The following is a 26165-nucleotide window of genomic DNA, read 5'->3' as shown; positions in this document are numbered from 1 at the left end:
ACTTAAAGCAACAAAAGAGGCTTAAATAAATTGGCAAGTATTTTCCTTAGTAAAATATAACTTTTTGAATTTAAGATACTTAAGCACCCTATATTGATTTATTTTTACTAATTTTATACCCCCTCAAAAAAAATACTCGTTTTAAAAATACCCCACCTACTCGATTAAATAGTGTGACCAATCTTGATCAATTATTAAGTGACTAGGATTGTTCATCGAAATTGACTAATACTTATTACATAAAACTTATATACAGCTCTTATATCAGCAAATTTTCTCAAATTTAATACACCTACTAAATCATTTATTAACACAATTAATAACTTTTTAAATGTTTAAATTATGAAAAATGTAGTACAGATTAAAGAAGTAAATTCTTCTATCAAAAACAGGAGGGAATTCCTCAAAATTAGCGGGCTTACCGTTTTAAGTACTGGTTTATTATTATCTGGTTGTAACAACAACGATGATTTAATTCTCAGTCCAAATAGTACCGGCCTTACATCTAAATATGGACAAGGTCATTTTCCAGGAACAAAAGATGGTGTCTTTGATTTAGGTGCAGGCGACTTAGGTGTATTGACTTATGCCTATGCTCTGGAACAATTAGAGGCAGATTTTTATACCAAAGTTGTAAATGCAAGTGGATTCACAACCAATTTTACCGCTGAAGATCAACAAGTGCTTCAGGATTTGTACTATCATGAAGTTATCCACCGCGAATTCTTTAAAACAGCGTTGACTGGAGCTCTTCCTAATCCAAAAAAACAGTTACTCCCTGACTTAGAATTCAATTATGGAAGTTTAAACTTCAGTAGTCGTTCTCAGGTATTAGCCACTGCCAAAGCACTAGAAGACACAGGTGTAGCAGCCTATAATGGTGCAGGAAGATTAATTAGCAATCCAGATTATTTACTACTAGCTGGTAAAATAGTTTCTGTAGAAGCAAGACACGCATCTGCAATTAGGAGTTTAATAAATCCTAATTCTAAAGATTTTGCAGGAGATGATGTTATTGATACTAATACAGGACTTGATGTAAAGAAAAACCCATCCGAAGTTATTACAATTGCAAAAGGATTTATCACAACTACTTTCACGGCCTTATACTTACCCTAATATAAAACATTAAAAAATTAGAAATTATGAACATATTAAAATTTATAGCGTCTTTTACTAATGACGAATTAATGCAAAGTAAAGGATCAAGAAGAGATAGTTTTGGAAAAATAAGTCAATTAGGGAAAAATTTAGCATTAGCCTCAATTCCATTTGGGCTTTCATCATTAACAAATGTGGCTTATGCCGGAAAAATAAAACCTACTCCTAGCAACCCTATAGGAGCATTACAGCTGGCATTAACATTAGAATATCTTGAAAAAGAGTATTATATCATGGGATTAGAATCTGGTGTAATTCCTTCCGGTGGAAGAGATGAAAAAATTTTTATGCAAATTTCAGACCATGAAACTGATCACGTTACTTTTTTGATTAATGGTTTAGGAGGTGTTGGAAGTCCAAATTTTGTTGAGAAACCAACTTTTGATTTTACCGTCAATGGAGCTTTCGATCCCTTTAATCATTATCCTACATTTTTAGCTTTAGCTCAGGCTTTTGAAGATACAGGTGTAAGAGCTTATAAAGGTCAGGCTACTAATTTAATATCAGCCCCAGATTTGTTGACGGCAGCACTACAGATTCATTCTGTGGAAGCACGTCATGCCTCCGAAGTAAGAAGACTACGTGGTCTTAAAGGATGGATTACATTAAATCAAAGAGGAGCAGGAATGCCTGAGGCAACGCAAGCAGTCTACAATGGTGAGGAAAATATCATTCAAGCAGGTTACGATACCTCATCATTATTTGGTGCAAACGCAGGATCAGAATCTTACGATGAACCTTTGACTACAGACCAGGCAGTTGCTATTGCGAGTTTATTTATTGTGTAAACTAGGAATATTGTAAAATAGAATTTAGTCTATACTGATATAAAAAATCATAGTTTATTCTATTATCGGTTGATATTTACATATCTTAAATTTTATTAAAAAAATAAGAAGCCCAAAATCTATTGTAGATTTTGGGCTTCTTTGCATACCTTAATTAATAGCTAAATTTATTCAATAGGTAAAATAAGTGTCGATGTTATGGCTTCCAAAACTTCAAAAGCCGTTTCTGCCATCTTGTTCCCTTTCGTATCCAAAAGCGGATTTACTTCTACAAATTCGATACAAACTACCTTTTTACTTTCGATAATCTGATTAATAATTGCAATAACTTCGTATTGATCAAATCCTTTTGGCACCGGAGTTCCCGTTCCATATGAAATCATATCACAATCCATAGAATCCACATCAAAAGAAATATAAATGATATCACAATTCATAAGCTCAGCCAAAGCCTCCGCTACACAAGTTTGAAGTCCCCTATAACGTACCTCGTGAACTTTATAATTTCGAATATGCAACTTTTCAATCTGCTTATCTTCGGCTTCTTCGGTATCGCGAACGCCAAAATAAATAATATCTTCGGCCAGCACTTTAGCGCCTTCGCTGCCAATATTTTTCATTTTCTCCCAATGCTGTTGAGTTTCAAGAGGCACTTCATTATTCTGACAACTTAAATTGTCATCTGCAAGAGCAGCCGATAATGGCATGCCATGAATATTCCCCGAAGGCGAGGTATAAGGCGAATGCAAATCAGCATGGGCATCAATCCAAATAACTCCTAATGTCTGTTCCGGATAAGCTGTTTTAATACCGCTTATAGATCCTAATGCTGAGGAATGATCTCCTGATAAAACTATGGGAAAATAATTCTGTTCCAGATTTTTCTTTACTGCATTACAAACTCTGGTACACTGTTCCACAACGTGCTCAATTCTTCTGGCAGAGGTGCTTCGGGTTTTATCATAAATGGATTCGTTATGCGTTTTCACATCTTCAAACTCAAATTGATTAAAATAATCGCTATCTTGATTAATTGCGGCTATTTCGATAGCATCAATACCTAAATCCGAACCTCGGGTTCCTGCACCAATATCAGACCTATTTTTGATTAATTTTATTGCTTTTTCCATCATAATTAAATTATCTGAAATCGTTTAATGCTCTTTCGATAATTCCAAGACACTCGTAAATTTGAGTTTCTGTGATAACTAATGGCGGTGCTAAACGTATTTTATTTCCATGTGTAGGTTTTGCCAGTAAACCGTATTCGCTGAATTTCATGCAAATATCCCAAGCTAAATCCGAGTCTTCTTCACAATTGATAACTATCGCATTTAGCAATCCTTTACCACGAACCAATGTAATTAGCGGATTTCTAGAAGCGATTTCGTTAAGGCCGGTTCTTAAAACAACTCCTAAGTGAGCGGCATTTTGCGATAAATTTTCATCCCGAACCACTTCAAGTGCTGCAATGGCAACAGCAGCTGCAACTGGATTTCCTCCAAAAGTAGAACCGTGCTGACCAGGTTTGATGACATTCATAATTGCATCATTGGCTAAAACTGCCGAAACTGGATAAACGCCACCTGATATCGCTTTTCCTAAAATTAAAATGTCTGGTTGAACATTTTCATGATGTACGGCTAATAATTTCCCAGTACGTGCAATTCCGGTTTGTACTTCATCAGCGATAAATAACGCATTGTATTGTTCGCAAAGCGCTTTTGCTTTCGCCAAATAACCGTCGGCAGGGACATAAACTCCGGCTTCTCCCTGAATAGGCTCCACTAGGAAACCGGCTATATTATTAGTTGATTTTAAAGCGTTTTCCAATGCTTCAATATCATCATAAGGTATTTTGATAAATCCTGTCGTAAATGGACCAAAGCTTTTACGCGCATTTTCATCATTCGAAAACGAAATAATCGTAGTCGTTCTTCCGTGGAAATTATTCTCACAAACAATTATTTGCGCTTGATTTTCTGGAATTCCTTTTACTTCATAGGCCCATTTTCTACACAATTTCAAAGCGGTTTCTACTGCCTCGGCACCAGTATTCATTGGCAATATTTTATCGAAACCAAAATATTTAGTTACAAATTCTTCGTAAGGTCCTAATTGATCGTTATAAAAAGCACGTGATGTCAAGGTCAATGTTTGGGCTTGTTTTACCATTGCTGCAACAATTTTTGGATGACAATGCCCTTGATTTACCGCCGAATAAGCCGACAAGAAATCATAATATTTTTTTCCGTCAACGTCCCAAACATACACGCCTTCCCCTTTTTCTAAAACTACCGGTAACGGATGGTAATTATGAGCGCCATACTTATTTTCTTTTTCTATAAATGCTTCAGATTTTGAAGAAAGTGCTTGATGTGATTGTTCCATGACTTGTTATTTGATGAAAATTTTAAACAAAAATATATAATATTTTTTATTTTACAACAAAAAATGATAATTTTGACTTAATTTAATCGTTTAAAATAAATAATCACTTTTATTTGTACGGAAATAAGTCATTCCAAAATAAAGGCTTATGATTTTTACTTTAATTAGATGAGAAATAATCGTTACTTTTATAAATAGTAGAAAACACCTTTTTCAATTTAAAATAAATTCCATGGACACATTAGATGAATTTGATATCAACATTATTAAAGAATTAGAAAAAGATGGCCGCATGGCATTTTCCGCTATTGCCACTACGCTAAAAATATCTAATACAATGGTTCATCAGCGGGTAAATCGATTGACAGACCAAGGAATTCTGGCAGGAATAAAACCCATTATCAACGAAAAGAAAATTGGCTACGACTGGGCTTCTTTTACCGGTATCACCTTAAATAAAGACCAAGATTCCAACAGAATTATCGATGAATTAAAGAATATTCCTGAAATTACGGAATGCTATTATGTTACTGGTTCTTTTACACTTTATATCAAAATAGTAGCCCAGAACCATGAACATATGAGAAAAATCCTTTATGAAAAAATTGATAATATTCCGGGTATTTCAAAAACGGATTCCATTATAGAATTGGGTTGCGCCTTCAAACGAAACATTACTTTATAATTTAAGTATTTATTTTTTGTTATAAAAAAATCAAAAAAAAGGTATTTATATACAAAAAACACAATTTATTTAGATATTTGTATAAAAAAATTATGAAAAATATAGCCTTGTTTATTTTTGGAATGATATTATTTTCAAACAGCACTTTTGCACAACTGAAACCAGTAAAATATAGTGATGGCGCTCAGGTTTTGAATGGATTCCAAATTCAGCCAATGAAAAAAAGCCCACAAAAACCGGGTATTCTAATTCTTCCCGCTTGGAAAGGAATTGATAAACATGCAAAAACTACCGCAGAAACTTTGGCTAAACTAGGATATTATGCCTTTGTGGCCGATATTTATGGCGCTGGAAATTATCCAAAAGACAATGCCGAAGCGGGTCAAAAAGCAGGATTTTACAAAACTAACTACAAGGAATACCAAAAGCGAATTTCATTAGCATTACAACAATTAATTAAATCCGGAGCAAATCCTGATAATATTGTTATAATGGGATATTGTTTTGGTGGAACTGGAGCACTTGAAGCTGCACGTGCACACTTAAATGTAAAAGGAGTGGTTTCTTTTCATGGTGGATTAGGTAAAGATGCATCTCGTCCTACAGAACCTATAACTGCAAAAATTTTAGTTTGCCACGGTGCTGATGATCCGTATGAATCCAAAGAAGAAATCACCGCATTCCAACAAGAAATGAGAGACACCAAAACCGACTGGCAAATGGTTTATTATGCTAATGCAGTACACGCTTTCACAGATCCCGATGCAGGAAATGACAATTCAAAAGGAGCTGCCTACAACGAAAAAGCAGCCAAACGTTCTTTCGAACATTTCAAAGTTTTCTTAAATGAAGTTTTGAAAAAATAATTTCACATTTAATTTATAATAAAAAATCATGAAAAAAATAATCTTATTAAGTTTACTGTGCGTTTTAAACATCAGTTGCACTTCTCAAAAAATGGGTGTTGCAGTTGTTGAACCTACAAAATACATGAATACCATTACGGCTAGTGATTTAAAAACACATCTTTACATAGTCGCTGCTGATTCAATGGAAGGACGCCAAACAGGTTCTGAGGGACAGAAAAAAGCAGGTGTTTATCTCATCAATCAATACAAGAAAAACAATGTGCCTTTTCCTAAAGGAGCAACCAGTTATTATCAAAAAATTCCCGCATCCTATTTGAATGCAAAACGAAATGAAAACTTATCTGATTCCGAAAACATTTGGGCGTACATCGAAGGTTCTGAAAAGCCAAACGAAGTGCTGGTTATTTCGGCTCATTACGACCATGTAGGGATTAAAGACAGTGAAGTATACAATGGTGCCGATGATGATGGTTCCGGAACAGTCGCTTTATTAGAAATTGCACAAGCATTCGAAAAAGCTAAAAAAGAGGGCCACGGTCCAAAACGCTCAATCCTTTTCCTACATGTTACCGGAGAAGAACATGGTTTACACGGTTCACGTTTTTACTCAGAAAATCCTTTGTTCCCTATTGCAAACACGATTACCGATATCAACATTGACATGATTGGTCGTCGTGACGAGGCACATGCAAATACAAACAATTATATATATCTGATAGGTGCAGATCGTTTATCAACTGATTTAGATAACATTTGTACCATCGCAAATGCCAAGTATATTAAAATGGATTTAGATTATAAATTCAACGACCCTAAAGATCCGAATCATTTTTATGAGCGTTCAGACCATTATAATTTTGCCAAACATGGAATTCCAGCGGTATTCCTTTTCAATGGTGTACATGAGGATTACCATCAAAAAACAGATGAAGTCGATAAAATTGAATTTGATGCGTTGGCCAAAAGAGCTCAACTTGCTTTTGTAATCGCCTGGGAATTGGCAAACAGAGAAAATCGCCCTGTAGTCGATAAAAAATAGTTTTAGCTTTAGGGCGCATCCCGCCGAAAAAAGCGGGTCGGGCTATTCGTTGCAATCTTATTATTATCCTGTCAACGTTTTGATCCCTGACAGGGTAATAAAAGGATTTTCACTGCTATCCCTTGTCCAAAAGCGATACAACAAGAGCTTTGAAGGAATTCAAAGCTCTTATTGAATTTATATATACTGAAAAACAAACCACTACTCTTTCTTTGAAGTTGTAATCGGCCTATTATTTCTGGACCACTCGCTCCAAGAACCAACATACAATTTTGGGATTTTAAGGCCTGCATAAGCTACTGCTAAAAGCGTATGACAAGCTGTTACACCGGAACCACAATGCACGATAACATTTTCAGCTACTGTATTTCCAAATTCTTTCATATAATTATTTTTCAGTTCCTCAGGTGATAAGAAAAAACCATTAGAATCTAAATTAGAGGTAAAAGGAATATTTATGACACCCGGAATGTGCCCTGCAACTAAATCTATAGGTTCTTCCTCTCCATAATATCGTTCCTCATCCCGTACATCTATAACCAGAAAATCCTTGTCATCTGCTACTTTATCAATTTCATGAATATCTGCTAACGGCAACAACCAATTTTCAATTTTATAGGGTTCCTTTTTCAAAGGGATTTCTGTTTTTGAGCTTGTTGGAAATCCAGCTTTAATAGCCGCTTGAAATCCTCCATCCAGCACTTGAATCCTATTATGGCCAACAGATTTTAGCATCCACCAGAAACGTGCAGCTGCATTGGAGCCATTTTTATCATCATATACTACTACGTGGCTCGTAGGCGTTATGCCAAGACTCGTTAAAGTTTCAGAAAATTGTTCAAGTGTAGGCAAAGGATGTCTCCCTCCTATGGATACATCAGCGTTTATATTGGCTAACTGAGTATTTAAATCAACATACAAAGTGCCTTCTAAATGTTTGGCTCCATAATTTTCTTTAGCTCCATATCCGTTACTAGCATCAATAAGAATTAATTCACTTGTCCGATTCACTTCTATTAGTTCATCAGGCTTTATAATTGGTAAAATTTCTTGAGGCATATTTTTTATTTTTTTATATTAGTGTCATTGTTTTATTTTAGCTTACACCAATAGATTTTAAATGAGATAGAACTAACGACAACTTTAAATACTGCTAATTTATACTATTATTTACAATTCTCAAAAAAGCAATTAAACTCAAAAACACACAAGAGACAATTGTTCTCAAGAGAATTTTTTCCATAAAAAAAGCCCACTTATGTGGACTTTAAATATCTTTTCTTGGATTTAGTTAGCAGTTACAATCTTTATGTTTCAACTTTAAAATATGTTTAAGCATTTTCATCAAACTCAATTTTATCTGCGCAATCTATTTTGTTTAATGGCTTCTCCATAGGCAATGTAAAATAAAAAGAGGAACCTACACCTTCTGTACTTTCTACCCATATTTCACCACCATTCTTTTCTAAAAATCCTTTTACCAATAATAATCCTATACCTGCACCTTTATTTTCTATCCTTGCTTTAGAAAGTATATTCATTTGTGGTGAAAAGAGTTTGTCTTGAATTTCTTTAGACATACCAATACCGGAGTCCTTTATCTGAACTATTATTTTATCTTCTTCCGTTTTTGCTGTAACAGTAATTTTACCACCGGGAAGTGAATGCTTAATCGCATTTGAAACTATATTTTGGATAACAGAAAGTACCATTTTTCCATCTGCAAAAACACTGGTATTCTCTTTAATTTCATGATGCAGATTTATTGTATTTAAAGAAGCAGTATCATTTAAAGTATCAAAAACTTTTTGAACATACTGAACAAGATCAATTTTCCTTGGAGAAAATACTTCCGCTGCGTATTTTATTCTTGCCCACTCGACTAAATAATCTAACATATTCAATTCATCAACTGATGATTTGTAAAGTAGCTCAAGCATTTCTTTAACTGTATTTGGCTCCATTCTTTCAAAATTTGATTTCAAATATCCTGCAGTAGCTATAATACTGGATAATGGACTTCTCAAATCATGTGAAAGAATGGCAAGAACGCTTTCCTTATGAGTATTCAGATCTTCCAGCTCTTTTACATATTTTTTTATCGCATCTTCTGATTTTTTTCTTTCCGTTAAGTCGCGTAGAATTTTAACATATCCTAGCATCTCTCCATCTATACTAGTAAGTGGAAAAACCAGACCATACGCATAAAATTCACTCTTGTCTTTACAAATGTGCCATCTGTTATCTGTTGCTCTTCCCTCCTTTAATGCAGTTTCAGTTTCATTTTTAGAAATACCATTTTTTATATCTTCTTCGGTAAAGATTATATCAAAATGTTTTCCTATAATTTCATCCGGTTTATAACCAAATATTTTTGATGACCCTGAACTCCAGCTATTTATTACAAATTCATTATCAAGAGTAAAAATGGAGTAATCTTGTAAGCTGTCTATGATCTGGCTATAAAACTCAGCATTTGGAATGTAATTACTTTTAAGAATTTTAGAATTAATATGCTCGTTTTCCATTTGGTTAATTAAATGATATTTAAAAATTTTGAATGCAAAATAGTATTTGAAAATCAGGTATAAATGCGGTATAAATGCGGTCAAAGATAAACAATTAGGATATGCGTAAACTGAAAAACGAAAAATATTCCCCCAAATGTAAATGACTCATTACCTACACTAGTTCGCTATTTAATTTCAGAAACATTTTTTCGATTATTAAATCCTAAACGACTTCATCAATCACACTAATTTATACTATACCCTTCCTCTTTTACAATATTCAAGCCAATAAATAAATTCGCACAATCCCACGAAAATTTACCCCACAAAAAAAGCCTCGAATTTCTTCGAAGCTTTTGCTTTCTGGGTGGGAGACGGGGCTCGAACCCGCGACCCTCGGTACCACAAACCGATGCTCTAACCAACTGAGCTACAACCACCATTTGCTTAGCGGTGGCAAAGATACAACATAAGTTTACTTCTGCAAATAATTTTTTTAAAAAATTACAGCAAAATTATATCAAATCTGCTAAACTATTGACTGCCAAATATCTTTCAACCGTAAAACCTTCTGCATAATCTACTCCTACAAGCCTTCCTAAATCCTGTGAACGGTAATTCAGGCTCTCAAAGAAGTTTTTACTCGTTATTGGTGATTCCGGTTCTTTGGAATTTGCATCATAAAACTGCGAACGATACGCTAAAATAGATTCAATTTTCTTATCGGTAAAACCTGTAATATCGACAACGAAATCAGGTTCTATATTTTTCCACTGAATGTAATGATACACAACTTTTGGTCTCCAGGCAGCTTGATTTTCTCCATCGAGAGTAGTTTCTATTTTTCGCAATCCTGATAGAAAACAAGCATCCGAAACCAATTTACTTCCTTTTCCATGATCGATGTGACGGTCGGCAATTGCATTACATAATACAATTTCAGGTTTATACTTGCGAATCATTTTTATGATTTCCAATTGGTGTTTTTCGTCATTTACAAAAAAACCATCACGCATTTCCAGATTTTCCCGTACCGAAACACCTAGAATTTTTGCAGCAGCATTAGCTTCCTCATCTCTAATCTCTGCGGAACCACGAGTTCCTAACTCGCCACGAGTCAAATCAACAATTCCGACGGTTTTCCCTAAGGAGATTTCTTTTAGAATAGTTCCCGCACAACCCAATTCCACATCATCAGGGTGCGCACCAAAAGCAAGTATATCTAATTTCATTATTTATTGTTTTCTGTTAACTGTTTCCTATAATATTTAATCTACAATACCTTTTTCATTGTCATTGATTTATTGATACTTTCGCTCCACTCCTTTTCCGGTACGCTGTCTTTTGTGATACCACAACCCATATACAAATACGCCTGAGAAGCTACAATTTGCATACAACGCAAATTTACAAACAAATTAGAACTTACCGAATCTGTTGCAAAACTACTGTTCAACTCCCCTAAAAAACCAGTATAAAAACTCCTGTCGTAATTTTCATTTTCCAAAATAAAAGCTTTAGATTGCTCTTTTGGCAAGCCACAAACTGCTGGCGTGGGATGCAATAAATGGATTACTTGCTGCAAACTGGAGTTCGAATTCAATACTCCCCAAATATCTGTTTTTATATGCCAAACACTCCCCGCTTTAACGCTGTAGGGTTGGGTAACCGAAACTTCTAAAGCCACGCCTTGCAAAACTGAAACTATATAATCCGTAACATATTGCTGCTCTTCTTTCTCTTTTTTTTCCCAAATTATTTCCCCCGAGCCACTATCCTTTTGAGTTCCTGCCAAAGCCATTGTTTCAAATACATTAACATTGGCTTTTAATAATTGCTCGGGTGTAGCGCCAAGCCACATTCCCACTTTTGGATGAAAAAAACAATACACAAATGTAGCGGGATACAACCGAACCAACTTTTCGAATACCGTAGCCAAATCAAAATCAACCAGATCAACTGTTTCTTTTCGGGATAAAACCACTTTCTTGAATTCGTCTTTTTCAATGGCTTGAATTCCTTTGGCAACCAATCTTTCAAAATTATTTTTGGTTGCTGCACTTGGATCCTTAAATTCCCTTTCAAAAACGTCACCTTTTTTTTTATCGCAAACAACACCCGCTATTTCGGATTGATTTTCAGGAATTAAATAGGTTTGATTGCCATCAAAAGAAGCAAAAACAAAGCCTTTTTCGGTAAAATCGTGTACTTTATACAATTCATCATTTTGCTGAAAAAGTCCAATTACCATATCCGAATTGGGCTTGCAATACAATACAAAGGGTAAATTTTGCTGTAATTGATTTTGGGCTTTATCTAAGATTACTTCCATTATTTGTCTTCACTTTTTCTTTTTGGCAGAACCATATTCGTCAATTTGCAAAGCGAAATCAAATTGTCTTTTTCATCCGTAATTCGTATTTCCCAAAGATGAATGCTTCTTCCCTTGTGAACTATTCTTGCCGTGGCAGTTACGATTCCGTCACGTTTTGCTTTCAAATGATTTGCCGATATTTCAATTCCACGCACTTCACTGTGGTCTGAATTTATATATAACATCGATGCCGCACTTCCCACACTTTCCGCCAAAGCCACCGAAGCGCCACCGTGTAATAATCCCATAGGTTGGTGCACCGATGGATTTACGGGCATTGTAGCTACTAAATAATCTTCTCCTGCATCAGTATATTCAATATTCAAGGTTCTCATCAATGTGTTTTCGGAGATTTGATTGCAATATTCAAGGATTTTTTCTTTGTCGAATGTCATATTTTAGCTTTAAAAATGTAAAAATAAATAAAAGATGAGTTACAAAATAGCAAATGCAATTGTTATTCTAAATTCAAATTTGAAAATCATTTCTTATCCAAATAAGATTTTCCTTATTTTTACAAAAAAACTAACGAAATGCGTCCCATAACTTTATTGTTTTTTATTGGAATATTGATGACTGTTTGCGCTTGTCGTTCTGATTTTGAAACCGTAGCCAGCACGGGCGATTTGACCTTTTCTAAAGACACTATCTACTTAGACACCGTTTTTACAAACATAGGTTCTAGTACCTACCGCCTTAAAGTGTACAATCACAGTAAAAATGACATTACCATTCCAACCATAAAATTAGAAAAAGGATTGAGTTCTAAATATAGAATGACAGTCGATGGAATGCAGGGAACAAATGGAAAAATATTCACCAATGTTGATCTTCTCGCCAAAGACAGTTTGTATATTTTGATAGAAACCACCGCTAATATTGCAGATGCCAACCCAACCGACTTTTTATACACGGACCAAATTCAATTTGATGGCGGCGAAAATTTGCAAAAAGTAACATTAGTGACGCTTATACAGGATGCTGTTTTTCTCTATCCAAAACGTTTTGCTGATGGAACAACGGAAACGCTCCCCATTGGCGATGAAAAAATCGATGGTTTTTATCTCGATGAAAATGATCCCGTAAATGGCAATGAATTACAGTTCTCTAATAAAAAACCGTATGTTATTTATGGTTACGCTGCGGTTCCTTCAGGTAAAACGGTAACTTTTGATGCGGGAGCCAGAGTCCATTTTCATGTAAATTCAGGTCTTGTTATATCTAAAAACGCATCGATACATATAAATGGCGCTACGTCTGCAACGGATAAATTGGAAAAAGAAGTCATTTTTGAAGGCGATCGATTGGAATCCGAATATTCAGATGTTCCAGGACAATGGGGAACGATTTGGCTTACTAATGGCAGCACCAATAATCAATTGAATCATGTCACCATCAAAAATGGAACTATCGGATTGTTGATTCAAAACAACGACGGAACAACTACTACAATAAAAAACACCCAAATATACAATTCAGCCAATTATGGTATTTTGGCGCAGACCGCAAAAATTAATGGGGAGAATCTTGTTATCAACAATGCGGGACAAGCCAGTTTAGCATGTGTTTACGGTGGAAATTACAACTTTACCCATAGCACTTTCAATAACAATTGGAACAGTTCTAAACAAGCGGCGGTTTTAATAAGCAACTACATTTTAGGAGCAATCCCAGAAGTAAAAGATTTGACCCAAGCAACATTCAATAATTGTATTATTTACGGTTCATACTCGAATGAAATGATTTTAAACAAAAAAACAGCTACTACTTTTGTATACCAATTCAATAATTGTCTCTTAAAATTTGACAATACTTCCAACCAATTTACGACCAATCCAGACTATCAATTTGGAACAGATCCATCACATTACAACGCAATTATTTTAAATAAAGATCCAAAATTCCTGAAGATTTCCAAAAACAATTTCAACATTGACAATACTTCTGGCGCTTTCGCAAAAGGGAATTCGTCATATCTGATTCCGTTGGATATTATGGGAAACACCCGAACTTTACCTCCAGATTTAGGCGCGTATCAAAGCAAACCGTTCCCTAAATAATTTTTCAAAGTCTTTGCTTTTCACATTTGCTCGTACTATTTATTTAAACTAAATTTGCATCGCAATACAACAAACTAAAAAACAATGATCCATTTCTTTGAAAACCAAAGCAAAGCTGTTTTTGCAGTACAAACGCAAAACGAAATTTCGGCTCAAGACATTTCAAAACTCAACTGGCTTTTTGCCAACTCCTATAAAATAGAAAAATCCGTATTGACGGATTTTTTTGTTGGTCCTCGTGCCACTATGATTACGCCTTGGAGTACCAATGCAGTAGAAATTACCCAAAACATGGGCATTGTCGGAATCATTAGAATTGAAGAATTTCAAAAAGCAACAGCTGATTTTTCTGATTTTGATCCAATGCTTTCGCAAAAATACGCTGAGCTAAATCAAGATATTTTCACTATCAACGTACTTCCGGAAGCTATTTTGGACATCGATGATATTGCAACCTACAACAAAAAGGAAGGTTTGTCTTTAAGTCCGGAAGAAGTAGATTATTTGGATAATTTAGCCCTTAAATTAGGACGAAAACTAACCGATTCTGAAATTTTTGGTTTCTCTCAAGCCAATTCAGAACACTGTCGTCACAAAATTTTCAACGGGAAATTTATAATTGATGGAGAAGAAAAAGAGTCTTCTTTATTCAAATTAATCAAGAAAACATCTCTAGAAAATCCTAACGATATCGTTTCGGCTTATAAAGATAATGTCGCTTTTGTAAAAGGGCCACGTGTACAACAGTTCGCACCAAAAACTTCTGACAAACCTGATTTTTATGAAATCAAAGAATTTGATTCGGTTATTTCATTAAAAGCAGAAACCCACAATTTCCCAACAACTGTAGAACCTTTCAACGGAGCTGCAACTGGTTCCGGTGGCGAAATCAGGGATCGTTTAGCTGGTGGGCAAGGTTCCTTGCCACTGGCAGGAACGGCAGTTTACATGACTTCCTATTCTCGTCTGGTAGAAAACAGACCATGGGAAAACGGAATGGCAGAAAGAAAATGGTTGTATCAAACTCCAATGGATATCTTAATTAAAGCTTCAAACGGAGCTTCTGATTTTGGAAATAAATTTGGACAACCGTTAATTACTGGTTCTGTCTTAACTTTCGAACACGAAGAAGACGCACGCAAATTAGGTTTCGACAAAGTGATTATGCAAGCGGGTGGAATTGGTTACGGAAAATTAGATCAAGCGATTAAGAAAAAACCTCAAACTGGAGATAAAATTGTTATCCTTGGTGGTGAAAATTATAGAATCGGAATGGGTGGAGCTGCAGTTTCATCAGCTGATACTGGTGCTTTCAGTTCCGGAATTGAGTTGAATGCAATACAACGTTCGAACCCAGAAATGCAAAAACGTGCTGCCAATGCGATTCGTGCTTTGGTAGAAAGCGATATCAATCCTATAGTTTCTATTCACGATCACGGTGCAGGTGGACATTTAAACTGTCTTTCGGAATTAGTGGAAGATACTGGTGGATTAATTAATTTAGACAAATTGCCTGTGGGAGACCCTACCCTTTCGGCAAAAGAAATAATTGGTAACGAATCCCAAGAAAGAATGGGATTGGTTATTGGTAAAGAAAACATCGATTTACTTCAAAAAATTGCCGACCGTGAACGCGCTCCAATGTATCAAGTTGGGGAAGTTACCGGAGATCATCGTTTTACTTTCGAATCAAAAACAACTGGGGCTAAACCAATGGATTTTGCTTTGGAAGACTTTTTTGGAAGTTCGCCTAAAGTGGTGATGACGGACAAAACTATCCAAAGAAATTATAGTACTTTAAGTTACGACAAAAAAAATATTTCAACGTATTTAGAGCAAGTATTACAATTAGAAGCCGTTGCCTGTAAAGACTGGTTAACGAACAAAGTGGACCGTTGTGTGGGTGGAAAAGTTGCCAAACAACAATGTGCCGGTCCATTGCAATTGCCTTTGAATAATTGTGGTGTAATGGCTTTGGATTATCAAGGGATAGAAGGAGTGGCTACATCAATTGGGCATTCGCCTGTTGCGGCTCTGATTGATCCTGTTGCGGGAAGCAGAACAGCCATTGCAGAAGCATTATCTAATATTGTTTGGGCACCTATCAAAGATGGTTTAGATGGAATTTCCCTTTCGGCCAACTGGATGTGGGCCTGTAAAAATGAAGGTGAAGATGCGCGTTTGTATGCCGCAGTACAAAGTTGTTCGGATTTTGCAATCGAATTGGGAATTAACATTCCAACCGGAAAAGATTCACTTTCGATGAAACAAAAATATCCAAACGAAGAAGTAATTGCGCCGGGAACGGTCATTATTTCGGCAGGTGGAAATTGTACCGATATTACTAAAGTTGTGGAACCTGTTCTACAAAGAGACGGTGGTTCTATTTATTATATCAATCTTTCTCAAGATGAATATAAATTGGGAGGTTCTTCGTTTGCACAAACATTGAATACTATAGGAAATGAAGCACCGACAATTAAAGATGCGGCTTTTTTCAAAAACGCTTTCAATACCATTCAGGAATTAATTCTTGACAATAATATTCTTGCAGGACACGACATCGGAAGCGGTGGTTTGATCACTACTTTACTGGAAATGTGTTTTGCCGATGTGAATTTGGGAGCTAAAATAGACTTCTCTGTTTTCGAAGAAAAAGACATTATCAAATACCTATTCGCTGAAAATATCGGGATTGTTTTCCAAGCAAAAACAGATGCTGAAGTGGAATCTAAATTAAACTCAAATAACGTTTCTTTCTATAGATTAGGAACAGTTACAACTGACGAAACTTTGGACTTTGGACCATGTGGATTAAGTATCCCAAAATACAGAGACATTTGGTACAAGACATCATTCTTATTAGATCAAAAACAATCTAAAAACGGAATGGCTCAAGCGCGTTTCGACAATTACAAAAATCAACCGTTGCAGTTTACTTTTCCAACACATTTTACAGGAAAAAAACCCATTATCGACAACTCAAAACCGCGTCCAAAAGCAGCTATCATCCGTGAAAAAGGAAGTAATTCCGAGCGTGAAGTTGCAAACGCCATGTACTTAGCCGGTTTTGATGTAAAAGACGTTCACATGACCGATTTGATTTCGGGGCGTGAAACTTTGGAAGACATTCAATTCATTGGTATTGTGGGTGGTTTCTCAAATTCAGATGTTTTAGGTTCGGCTAAAGGTTGGGCTGGAGCGTTCTTATATAATGAGAAAGCCAATATAGCACTGAAAAACTTCTTCGCAAGAGAAGATACTTTATCTGTCGGAATTTGCAATGGATGTCAATTGTTTATTGAATTGGGATTAATCAATCCTGAGCATGAGCAAAAACCAAGAATGTTACACAACAACAGTCAAAAACACGAAAGTATTTTTACTTCTGTAAAAGTGCAAGAAAATAATTCAGTGATGCTTTCTACACTTTCAGGTTCCACACTTGGAGTTTGGGTTTCACACGGAGAAGGAAAATTCCAATTGCCATTGGCGGAAGAAAACTATAATATCGTTGGAAAATACGGTTATGAGGGCTATCCTGCCAATCCAAACGGATCTGACTATAACACCGCCATGATGTGTGACACAACAGGAAGACACTTGGTTATGATGCCACATATTGAGCGTTCGGCTTTCCAATGGAACTGGGCCAATTATCCAAAAGACCGAAAGGATGAAGTTTCTCCTTGGCATGAAGCTTTTGTCAATGCAAGGAATTGGATTGATAAAAAGTAATTATATAGAAATATAATTTATAAAAAGCGTTCCTGAAAGGAGCGCTTTTTTTATGGGGTAGAAATCAGATGACAAGTTCGCATTCACTTAATATCAATTAAAAATTCTGTTTAATACTATGATTTTATACTACTAATCAATGGGTATCAAACTCGTGTACCATTTCGTTGGTCATAGACGGAAGGTTGGAAAACCTCTATGTACTTGATGCCATTGTGCCAACCTATCAAATTAGTAACAATAGTATTAAACAGAATTATACATTCCAAAAACAAAATATAACCTATATTCTCTTTTAAATATCTTTTAAAAAACTGCTGAACAAAAATAGCAGCACAACATTCTATTGTAAATTTACAACTTAGCCGCATAAAAAACTATAAATTTGGACTTAAATAAATACCAAAACAATGGCATTGATAAAAATTAAGCATTCATAGTTGCACCTCACAATCTTAATTCAGAGAAAACGATTTCGTAAAATAAAATATTTCTAGTTTAATTTCCATTTAAAATTAATAATTATCATTAATTTTTAATTAATTTGCGATAAAATTCAACCTCAGAATAATGACTTCTATAACCAGACTTTTTGATTTTCCTTATTATCAGCAAGATAAATATACTTCAATTCCAGATGCTTTAACAACAAAGAAAAATGGGGTTTGGATAAAAACTTCTACTCAAGAATATATCGCTAAAGCCAATGCCATATCAAGGGCATTACTGAAATTAGGTGTTCAAAAAGACGACAAAATTGCTGTCATTTCTTCTAATAACAGAACCGAGTGGAATATTATGGATATTGGGGTGTTACAAACTGGAGCGCAAACAGTTCCTATTTACCCTACGATTTCTGAAGAGGACTATGAGTATATATTAAATCATTCCGGTGCCATGTATTGTTTTGTATCCGATGAGGAAGTGCTTCGGAAAGTAAATTTAATTAGAGATAAAGTACTCACTATCAAAGAAGTATATTCGTTCAACGAAATTAAAGGTTGCAAAAACTGGAATGAACTTCTAATACTTGGCGAAGACCAAAGCAATCAAAATGAAGTTGAAGCTAGAAAAAATAATATAAAAACGGAAGATTTAGCGACTATTATTTATACTTCCGGGACAACAGGAAAACCAAAAGGCGTCATGCTTTCGCATAAAAACATAGTGTCAAATGTGTTGGACAGTGCTCCTAGAATTCCTTTTGAAGCGGGAAAAAGTCGTGCCTTAAGCTTCCTGCCTGTCTGTCATATTTTTGAAAGAATGATTTTGTATTTATACCAGTATTATGGTGTTTCAATCTATTTTGGAGAATCAATCGATAAAATTAGTGATAATCTAAAAGAAGTAAGACCCACAGTTATTACTGCTGTTCCCAGACTTTTAGAGAAAGTATATGATAAAATCTACGCCAAAGGTACCGCACTAACCGGCGTCAAAAAGAAACTATTCTTTTGGGCCATTGATTTAGGATTAGTCTACGAACCTTATGGAAAAAATGGCTTGTGGTACGAATTACAACTCAAAATTGCACGTAAATTGATTTTTAGTAAATGGAAAGATGGTTTGGGTGGAAATCTGGATTTGATGGTTTCCGGAAGTGCCGCTTTGCAACCCAGATTAGCCAGAGTTTTTGCTGCTGCAGAAATCCCGGTAATGGAAGGCTATGGATTGACTGAAACTTCTCCTGTAATCTCCGTAAACGATATGAGAAATCACGGTTTTAAAGTAGGAACTGTGGGCAAAGTAATCGATAATGTGGAAGTTATAATTGCTGAAGATGGTGAAATCCTTTGCAAAGGACCTAACGTAATGATGGGATACTTCAAAGATGAAAAATTGACCAACGAAGTAATTACAAACGGTTATTTCCACACAGGAGACATTGGAGTTTTTGATGAAGACGGGTTCTTGAAAATTACGGATCGTAAAAAAGAAATGTTCAAAACATCCGGAGGAAAATATATTGCCCCTCAATTAATTGAAAACACGATGAAACAATCGCGCTTCATTGAACAAATAATGGTGATTGGTGACGGACAAAAAATGCCGGCTGCAATCATTCAACCAAGTTTTGATTTCATTAAGCAATGGGCTGTTATTCATGGAATAGATGTTGGAAAAAGCAATGTGGAGATTATCTCGAACGAAAAAGTAATCGAACGAATTCAGACCGAAATTGATACCCTAAATAAAAAATTTGGGAATTGGGAAAAAATCAAACGCTTTGAATTGACGCCGGACGTTTGGTCCATTGACGGCGGACAACTTACCCCTACTCTAAAACTAAAACGAAAGATAGTGATGGATAAATACATCAATTTATTTCATAAAATCTACGGTTAGTATTTCAAACAAAAAAAAACATGAAACTAAAAATCCTAATTTGTTCCGTTATAAGTGTATTCTTTTTTTCTAATTGCCAAGAAAAATCGAAAGTAGATCCTATTAAAGTAAATTATTTAGATTTCTCAAAAAGAGACGATCAGGTGACTGGAGGTATCAAAATGATTCCGATAAAAACGCCGAAAGGGACTTTTAAAGTCTGGACAAAAACTGTGGGTAATAATCCCAAAATAAAAGTATTGCTCCTTCACGGCGGCCCAGGATTGACGCATGAATTGTATGAATGTTTTGACGGGTATTTCCCTAATGAAAGCATCGAATATATTTATTACGACCAATTGGGATCCTATTACAGCGACCAACCCAAAGACAATAGTTTATGGACCAATGAACGTTTTGTAGAGGAAGTCGAACAAGTACGCATTGCATTAGGCTTAGACAGTTCCAATTTTTACCTAATGGGACAATCTTGGGGCGGAATCCTAGCGATGGAATATGCGTTGAAATACCAAAAAAACCTAAAAGGTTTGATTATCTCCAATATGATGGCAAGTGCTAAGGAATATAATGCTTACGCAAAAGACGTTCTCGCACCACAAATGGATCCGAAAATCCTAAAGCAATTACAGGATATCGAGAAAAACAATGATTTTGATAATCCAAAATACAGCGAATTACTGTTCAAATATTACTACACGGAACATGTTTTAAGAAAACCACTGGACCAATGGCCGGAATCCATTAACAGGTGTTTCAAACACATCAATCCGGATGTATATGTTTTTATGCAAGGTCACAGTGAATTTGGCATCACCGGAAATGCTTCTTTGAAAAATTGGGATGTCAAAGCCAGATTAAAAACACTGACGGTTCCTACATTGAGTATTGGTTCAAAGTACGACACAATGGATCCCGAACACATGAAATGGATTGCCCACGAAGTTCAAAACGGACGCTTCTTGTTTTGTCCTAACGGAAGCCACCTTTCACAATACGATGATCCTAAAAATTATTTCACAGGCGTGATTAAGTTTTTGAAAGATGTTGATAATGGGGAGTTTAAGAAAGGGTAAATAGCAATTTTCAACAAATCATCATATTCTTTAATAGCAAATTTTATATCAGTATAGAAATTGATTATTCAATTCACAGGTTTTGTTTCCCGAAATAACTTCAAAAAGAAATAAACTTCCAAATATTATCCAATAGTCCCGAAAAATATCGGTTTTTATATGTATTTTTTTATCAATTTAAAAAATTACCACCCAATCTTAATTTTCAGATTATGGCTTTGGATATTGCAATCACTGTTTTAATGTCAGCATTGACTTTTACCGTTATCGCACTTGTTAATGAAAAACTAAAATAGATAAAAATTCTTACTAAAAAACTCTCCATGTCATGGGGAGTTTTTTAGTTTATACAAAAAAAATAAAAAAATAATTCAACTTATTATGCGTGCATAGTATTTTTTTTTATTATATTTGAAATCGATATAGTTAGAGATATGAAAGATAAAACAATAGATTATATTTTAAGAGCGACTTGGCAAGCAGTCTCCAGAATGTACAATGAAGAAGCCTCTAAATACGGTGCAACGATGGCTACAGGTTTTGCATTGCTGAGTATGGATAAAGAAAAAGGAACACCCTCTACGGCTTTAGGTCCAAAAATGGGGATGGAAGCAACAAGTCTCACCAGAACCTTAAAATCAATGGAAGATAAAGGATTAATCTCAAGGAAGAAAAATCCTGATGATGGTCGTGGCGTTTTAATTTACCTGACAGAATTTGGGAAAGAGAAAAGAGAATTATCAAAAAACACCGTTTTGAAATTCAATGAAACCGTGCGAAAACATATATCCGAGGAAAAATTGCAACATTTTATTGAAGTCGCAGAAACCATCAATGAATTAATTCAAGATAAAAATATTTTTAATCATACAAGCGTAAGCGAACTGACGGAACAAACTGAAAAACCAGAAAATGACATCGCCACAATTAAAAAAAATAATCCATAATTAAAAATGGCGCTACCATATTCCTTTAAAACCAAATAATAACCACTTATGACATCGCCACGATTCAAAAAAACAATCAATAAGTAAGAATGGTGATACCGTATTCCTTTAAAAACCAAATAATAACTACGTATGAAACGCACAATTAAAAAAGTTGCAGTAATTGGATCCGGAATTATGGGTTCAGGAATTGCTTGCCATTTTGCCAACATTGGAGTTGAAGTTTTACTTTTGGACATTGTTCCAAAAGAACTCACCGAAGCCGAAGCTAAAAAGGGGCTTACTTTAGAAAGCAAAATTGTCAGAAACCGATTGGTGAATGAGCATTTGGCTAATTCTCTAAAATCGAAACCCTCTCCTATTTACAATCCGAAATTTGCCAGTAGAATTACTACGGGAAATACAACGGATGACATGGCGAAAATCGCTGCAGTAGATTGGATTATTGAGGTTGTAGTGGAACGTTTAGACATCAAAAAATTAGTTTTTGAGCAAATTGAAAAATTCAGAAAACCGGGAACTTTAGTTACTTCAAATACTTCTGGAATTCCAATTCACTTTATGAGTGAAGGAAGAAGTGACGATTTTCAAAAACATTTCTGTGGCACACACTTTTTCAACCCTGCGCGTTATTTAAAATTATTCGAAATCATTCCTGGTCCTCAAACTGCAACAGAAGTTTTGGATTTCCTTACTGATTATGGTTCAAAATTCTTAGGAAAAACTTCAGTCGTTGCCAAAGATACTCCGGCATTCATTGGAAATAGAATTGGAATTTACGGTATTCAGAGTTTGTTTCATTTGGTAAAAGAATTGGGATTAACCATTGAAGAAGTCGATAAATTGACCGGTCCTGTTATTGGAAGGCCAAAATCAGCCACTTTCCGAACGGTTGATGTTGTTGGATTGGATACTTTGGTGCATGTTGCCAACGGAATCTACGAAAACTGCCCGAATGACGAACAACATGATTTGTTCAAGCTTCCTGATTTCGTCAACAAAATGATGGAAAACAAATGGTTTGGAAGCAAAACAGGCCAAGGTTTTTACAAAAAAGTAGACAAGGATATTTTGTCTTTGGATTTAGACACTTTAGAATACCGTCCGGCCAAAAGAGCTTCTTTTCCAACTTTAGAATTGACAAAAACAATCGATAAACCTATTGATCGTTTTAAAGTTCTGGTAAAAGGTACAGATAAAGCCGGAGAATTCTACCGCAAAAGTTTTGCGGGAATGTTTGCTTACGTTTCGAACAGAATTCCTGAAATTTCAGATGAATTATACAAAATTGACGATGCTATGAAAGCCGGTTTCGGGTGGGAAAATGGTCCTTTTGAAATTTGGGATGCGATTGGTGTCGAAAAAGGAATCGAAATCATGAAAGCCGAAGGTTTAGCACCAGCTGCTTGGGTAAACGAGATGTTGGCTTCCGGAAATGCTAGTTTTTACACTGTAAAAGAAGGCGCTACTTTTTTCTACAATATCCCTACAAAATCGCAAGCCAAAGTTCCGGGTCAGGATGCATTTATCATCTTGAACAACATTCGCGAAAGCAAAAAAGTATGGAGCAATAGTGGAGCAATTATACAAGATTTAGGAGACGGAATTTTGAATTTAGAATTCCAGTCTAAAATGAATACGATTGGCGGCGATGTTTTGGCAGCCATCAATAAAGCAATCGACTTATCTGAAAAAGAATATCAAGGACTGGTTATTGGAAATCAAGCAGCGAATTTCTCTGTTGGAGCCAATATCGGAATGATATTCATGATGGCAGTCGAACAAGAATACGACGAGTTGAACATGGCGATCAAAATGTTCCAAGACACGATGATGCGCGTACGCTACTCTGGAATTCCTGTTGTGGTTGCACCGCACGGAATGACTTTTGGCGGTGGTTGCGAAATGAGTTTGCATGCGGATAAAGTAGTCGCTGCGGCAGAAACCTATATGGGTTTAGTGGAATTTGGTGTTGGAGTCATTCCTGGTGGTGGCGGATCGAAAGAAATGACCTTACGTGCGGCTGATTTATTCCATAAAAATGATGTGGAATTAAATGTACTACAAGAATATTTCTTGACTGTTGCTATGGCAAAAGTGTCTACTTCTGGTTACGAAGCCTTTGATACCGGACTTTTACAACACGGTAAAGATATCATCGTGGTAAACAAAGACCGCCAAATTGCCGAAGCAAAGAAACACGTTTTACTAATGGCCGAAGCCGGTTACACACAACCGATTCGCAGAAACGATGTAAAAGTTCTTGGAAAACAAGCATTGGGAATGTTCCTAGTGGGAACGGACCAAATGGTTGCCGGAAAATACATATCGGAACACGACAAAAAAATCGCAAACAAACTAGCTTACGTAATGGCTGGTGGTGATTTATCAGAACCTACATTAGTATCCGAACAATATTTATTGGATTTAGAACGAGAAGCTTTCTTATCCCTTTGCACGGAAAGAAAAACATTGGAGCGTATCCAATTTATGTTAACTAAAGGAAAACCTCTAAGAAATTAGATTTAAGACTGAAGTATTAAGACTTAAAAAAAAGACTATTCACAATTTTGAAAAATTAAAAATTTGGCAAAAAACGATGGATGTTGCTGTTGAAGTTTATGAAGTTTCTACTTTATTGCCTAATGATGAAAAATTTAATTTAATTCATCAAATAAAAAAATGTGCAGTATCTATTCCTTCTAATATTGCTGAAGGTTCTAGAAGAAATTATGATAAAGAATTTGTACAATTTTTAGGAATTGCAAATGGTTCAACTTTTGAATTAGTAACTCAATTAATACTTGCTAAAAGGCTTAAGCTTGTAAATGAAGATTTAATACAACCTATTATTAATCAATTAGTAGAAGTTTCAAATATGAATTTTTCATTTCAAAAATCATTAAAAGAAAAAATTAACATAAACATTGGAAAATCTTAATACTTAATTCTCCAATCTTAATACATAATTTATGAAAACAGCCTATATAGTTAAAGCATACAGAACAGCCGTGGGGAAAGCACCAAAAGGGGTTTTTAGATTTAAACGTCCTGATGAGTTGGCGGCAGAAACGATTCAGTTTATGATGAATGAGTTGCCTGATTTCGACAAAAAACGTATTGACGACGTTATGGTAGGAAATGCCATGCCGGAAGCAGAACAAGGACTAAATGTAGGGCGATTAATCTCTTTGATGGGATTAAAAATCGAAGATGTTCCTGGTGTAACCGTAAACCGTTATTGCGCTTCAGGATTAGAAACAATTGGTATGGCAACCGCCAAGATCCAGTCCGGAATGGCCGATTGTATTATTGCCGGTGGAGCCGAAAGTATGAGCTTTATTCCAATGGGAGGATACAAACCGACTCCGGATTATGCTGTTGCAAAAGCAGGAAACGAAGACTATTATTGGGGAATGGGACTAACTGCAGAAGCGGTTGCCAAACAATATAATGTATCCAGAGCCGATCAAGATGAATTTGCGTACCAATCGCATATGAAAGCTTTGAAAGCACAAGCCGAAGGCAGATTCGATAAACAAATTGTTCCGATTACTATTGAGCAAACGTTCATCAACGAAAACGGTAAAAAAGAAACCAAATCCTATATCGTAAATAAAGACGAAGGTCCAAGAGCAGGAACTTCAGTAGAAGCATTAGCCGGTTTAAGACCCGTTTTTGCAGCGGATGGAAGTGTAACTGCAGGAAATTCATCCCAAATGAGTGATGGAGCCGCTTTTGTTTTAATCATGAGTGAGGAAATGGTAAAAGAATTGAATCTAGAACCAATTGCCCGTTTGGTAAACTTTGCTTCGGCTGGTGTGGAACCAAGAATCATGGGAATTGGACCCGTAAAAGCGATTCCGAAAGCTTTAAAGCAAGCAGGATTACAATTAAAAGATATTGATTTAGTGGAGTTGAACGAAGCATTTGCATCCCAATCATTAGCGGTAATTCGTGAATTAGGATTGAATCCTGATATCGTAAACGTAAATGGTGGAGCAATAGCATTAGGGCATCCGCTAGGCTGTACCGGAGCAAAATTGTCTGTTCAGCTATTTGACGAAATGAAAAAAAGAGGAAGCAAATATGGGATTGTAAGTATGTGTGTGGGAACTGGACAAGGAAGCGCAGGGATTTACGAGTTGATGTAGTCAAAGATTTCCATCCAATTGTCATTCAGA

General features: G+C 35.6%; 20 protein-coding genes and 1 tRNA gene. 13 read left to right on the top strand and 8 right to left on the bottom strand.

Annotation, left to right across the window (positions count from 1 at the left end):
- The first annotated feature begins 342 nt into the window (after positions 1-342).
- Positions 343-1119 (top strand): ferritin-like domain-containing protein, encoded by a 777-nt coding sequence (locus ACM55G_RS10785; RefSeq protein WP_416843930.1) that lies wholly within the window; start codon positions 343-345, stop codon positions 1117-1119.
- Positions 1120-1145: 26 nt separating this feature from the next.
- On the top strand, positions 1146-1949 hold the full coding sequence (locus tag ACM55G_RS10780) for a ferritin-like domain-containing protein (protein ID WP_416843929.1): 804 nt from the start codon (positions 1146-1148) through the stop codon (positions 1947-1949).
- A 167-nt stretch (positions 1950-2116) separates the two neighbouring features.
- On the opposite strand, the gene ACM55G_RS10775 is transcribed toward ACM55G_RS10780, so the two are convergent.
- Entirely contained in the window at positions 2117-3082 is a 966-nt protein-coding gene (locus ACM55G_RS10775) for an arginase (RefSeq protein WP_416843928.1), read from the bottom strand.
- A gap of 7 nt (positions 3083-3089) precedes the next feature.
- Positions 3090-4340 (bottom strand): ornithine--oxo-acid transaminase, encoded by a 1251-nt coding sequence (gene rocD, locus ACM55G_RS10770; RefSeq protein WP_416843927.1) that lies wholly within the window; start codon positions 4338-4340, stop codon positions 3090-3092.
- A 232-nt stretch (positions 4341-4572) separates the two neighbouring features.
- On the opposite strand from rocD, the gene ACM55G_RS10765 reads away from it, so the two are divergent.
- From ACM55G_RS10765 to ACM55G_RS10755, 3 genes are all read left to right on the top strand, one after another.
- On the top strand, positions 4573-5025 hold the full coding sequence (locus tag ACM55G_RS10765; protein WP_416843926.1) for an Lrp/AsnC family transcriptional regulator: 453 nt from the start codon (positions 4573-4575) through the stop codon (positions 5023-5025).
- 92 nt (positions 5026-5117) lie between these two features.
- Positions 5118-5891, top strand: a complete 774-nt coding sequence (locus ACM55G_RS10760) for a dienelactone hydrolase family protein (RefSeq protein ID WP_416843925.1) — start codon at positions 5118-5120, stop codon at positions 5889-5891.
- 28 nt (positions 5892-5919) lie between these two features.
- Positions 5920-6933, top strand: coding sequence for a M28 family peptidase (locus ACM55G_RS10755; protein ID WP_416843924.1), 1014 nt, complete (start codon positions 5920-5922; stop codon positions 6931-6933).
- 201 nt (positions 6934-7134) lie between these two features.
- On the opposite strand, the gene ACM55G_RS10750 is transcribed toward ACM55G_RS10755, so the two are convergent.
- The 6 genes from ACM55G_RS10750 to ACM55G_RS10725 all read right to left on the bottom strand — a co-directional run bounded on the left by ACM55G_RS10750 (position 7135) and on the right by ACM55G_RS10725 (position 12212).
- On the bottom strand, positions 7135-7992 hold the full coding sequence (locus ACM55G_RS10750; RefSeq protein WP_416843923.1) for a sulfurtransferase: 858 nt from the start codon (positions 7990-7992) through the stop codon (positions 7135-7137).
- A 272-nt stretch (positions 7993-8264) separates the two neighbouring features.
- On the bottom strand, positions 8265-9461 hold the full coding sequence (locus ACM55G_RS10745) for a PAS domain-containing sensor histidine kinase (protein WP_416843922.1): 1197 nt from the start codon (positions 9459-9461) through the stop codon (positions 8265-8267).
- A gap of 347 nt (positions 9462-9808) precedes the next feature.
- Positions 9809-9884: transfer RNA gene (locus tag ACM55G_RS10740), tRNA-His, on the bottom strand.
- Between the two features lie 74 nt (positions 9885-9958).
- Complete coding sequence (gene bshB1 / locus ACM55G_RS10735; protein ID WP_416843921.1) at positions 9959-10675, bottom strand: bacillithiol biosynthesis deacetylase BshB1; 717 nt, start codon at positions 10673-10675, stop codon at positions 9959-9961.
- 41 nt (positions 10676-10716) lie between these two features.
- Positions 10717-11775, bottom strand: coding sequence for a chorismate-binding protein (locus ACM55G_RS10730; RefSeq protein WP_416843920.1), 1059 nt, complete (start codon positions 11773-11775; stop codon positions 10717-10719).
- Complete coding sequence (locus ACM55G_RS10725) at positions 11775-12212, bottom strand: PaaI family thioesterase (RefSeq protein WP_416843919.1); 438 nt, start codon at positions 12210-12212, stop codon at positions 11775-11777. Before ACM55G_RS10725 ends, ACM55G_RS10730 begins: the two co-directional genes overlap by 1 nt.
- A gap of 138 nt (positions 12213-12350) precedes the next feature.
- Here ACM55G_RS10725 and ACM55G_RS10720 point away from each other — a divergent pair, with 138 nt between their 5' ends.
- The 8 genes from ACM55G_RS10720 (at position 12351) to ACM55G_RS10685 (ending at position 26135) form a co-directional block, all read left to right on the top strand.
- Positions 12351-13877 carry a hypothetical protein gene (locus tag ACM55G_RS10720; protein WP_416843918.1) on the top strand — a complete coding sequence of 509 codons (1527 nt, stop codon included), beginning with the start codon at positions 12351-12353 and terminating at the stop codon, positions 13875-13877.
- A gap of 84 nt (positions 13878-13961) precedes the next feature.
- Positions 13962-17615: a phosphoribosylformylglycinamidine synthase gene (gene purL, locus ACM55G_RS10715; RefSeq protein WP_416843917.1), complete on the top strand. Its 3654-nt coding sequence runs from the start codon at positions 13962-13964 to the stop codon at positions 17613-17615.
- Positions 17616-18185: 570 nt separating this feature from the next.
- The gene (locus tag ACM55G_RS10710) at positions 18186-19961 is read left to right on the top strand and encodes an AMP-dependent synthetase/ligase (protein ID WP_416843916.1); all 1776 of its coding nucleotides are present in this window, start codon (positions 18186-18188) and stop codon (positions 19959-19961) included.
- A 20-nt stretch (positions 19962-19981) separates the two neighbouring features.
- Complete coding sequence (locus ACM55G_RS10705) at positions 19982-21034, top strand: proline iminopeptidase-family hydrolase (RefSeq protein WP_416843915.1); 1053 nt, start codon at positions 19982-19984, stop codon at positions 21032-21034.
- A 434-nt stretch (positions 21035-21468) separates the two neighbouring features.
- Complete coding sequence (locus ACM55G_RS10700) at positions 21469-21981, top strand: MarR family winged helix-turn-helix transcriptional regulator (RefSeq protein WP_416843914.1); 513 nt, start codon at positions 21469-21471, stop codon at positions 21979-21981.
- A 132-nt stretch (positions 21982-22113) separates the two neighbouring features.
- Entirely contained in the window at positions 22114-24504 is a 2391-nt protein-coding gene (locus tag ACM55G_RS10695; RefSeq protein ID WP_416843913.1) for a 3-hydroxyacyl-CoA dehydrogenase/enoyl-CoA hydratase family protein, read from the top strand.
- A 37-nt stretch (positions 24505-24541) separates the two neighbouring features.
- Positions 24542-24922: a four helix bundle protein gene (locus tag ACM55G_RS10690; protein WP_416843980.1), complete on the top strand. Its 381-nt coding sequence runs from the start codon at positions 24542-24544 to the stop codon at positions 24920-24922.
- Between the two features lie 31 nt (positions 24923-24953).
- Entirely contained in the window at positions 24954-26135 is a 1182-nt protein-coding gene (locus ACM55G_RS10685) for an acetyl-CoA C-acyltransferase (RefSeq protein ID WP_416843912.1), read from the top strand.
- Positions 26136-26165 lie beyond the last annotated feature (30 nt).

Origin of the sequence: Flavobacterium algoriphilum, assembly GCF_048158655.1 — a bacterium.
Taxonomy (GTDB): Bacteria; Bacteroidota; Bacteroidia; order Flavobacteriales; family Flavobacteriaceae; genus Flavobacterium; species Flavobacterium algoriphilum.
This window is presented reverse-complemented; position numbering and strand designations above follow the sequence as displayed.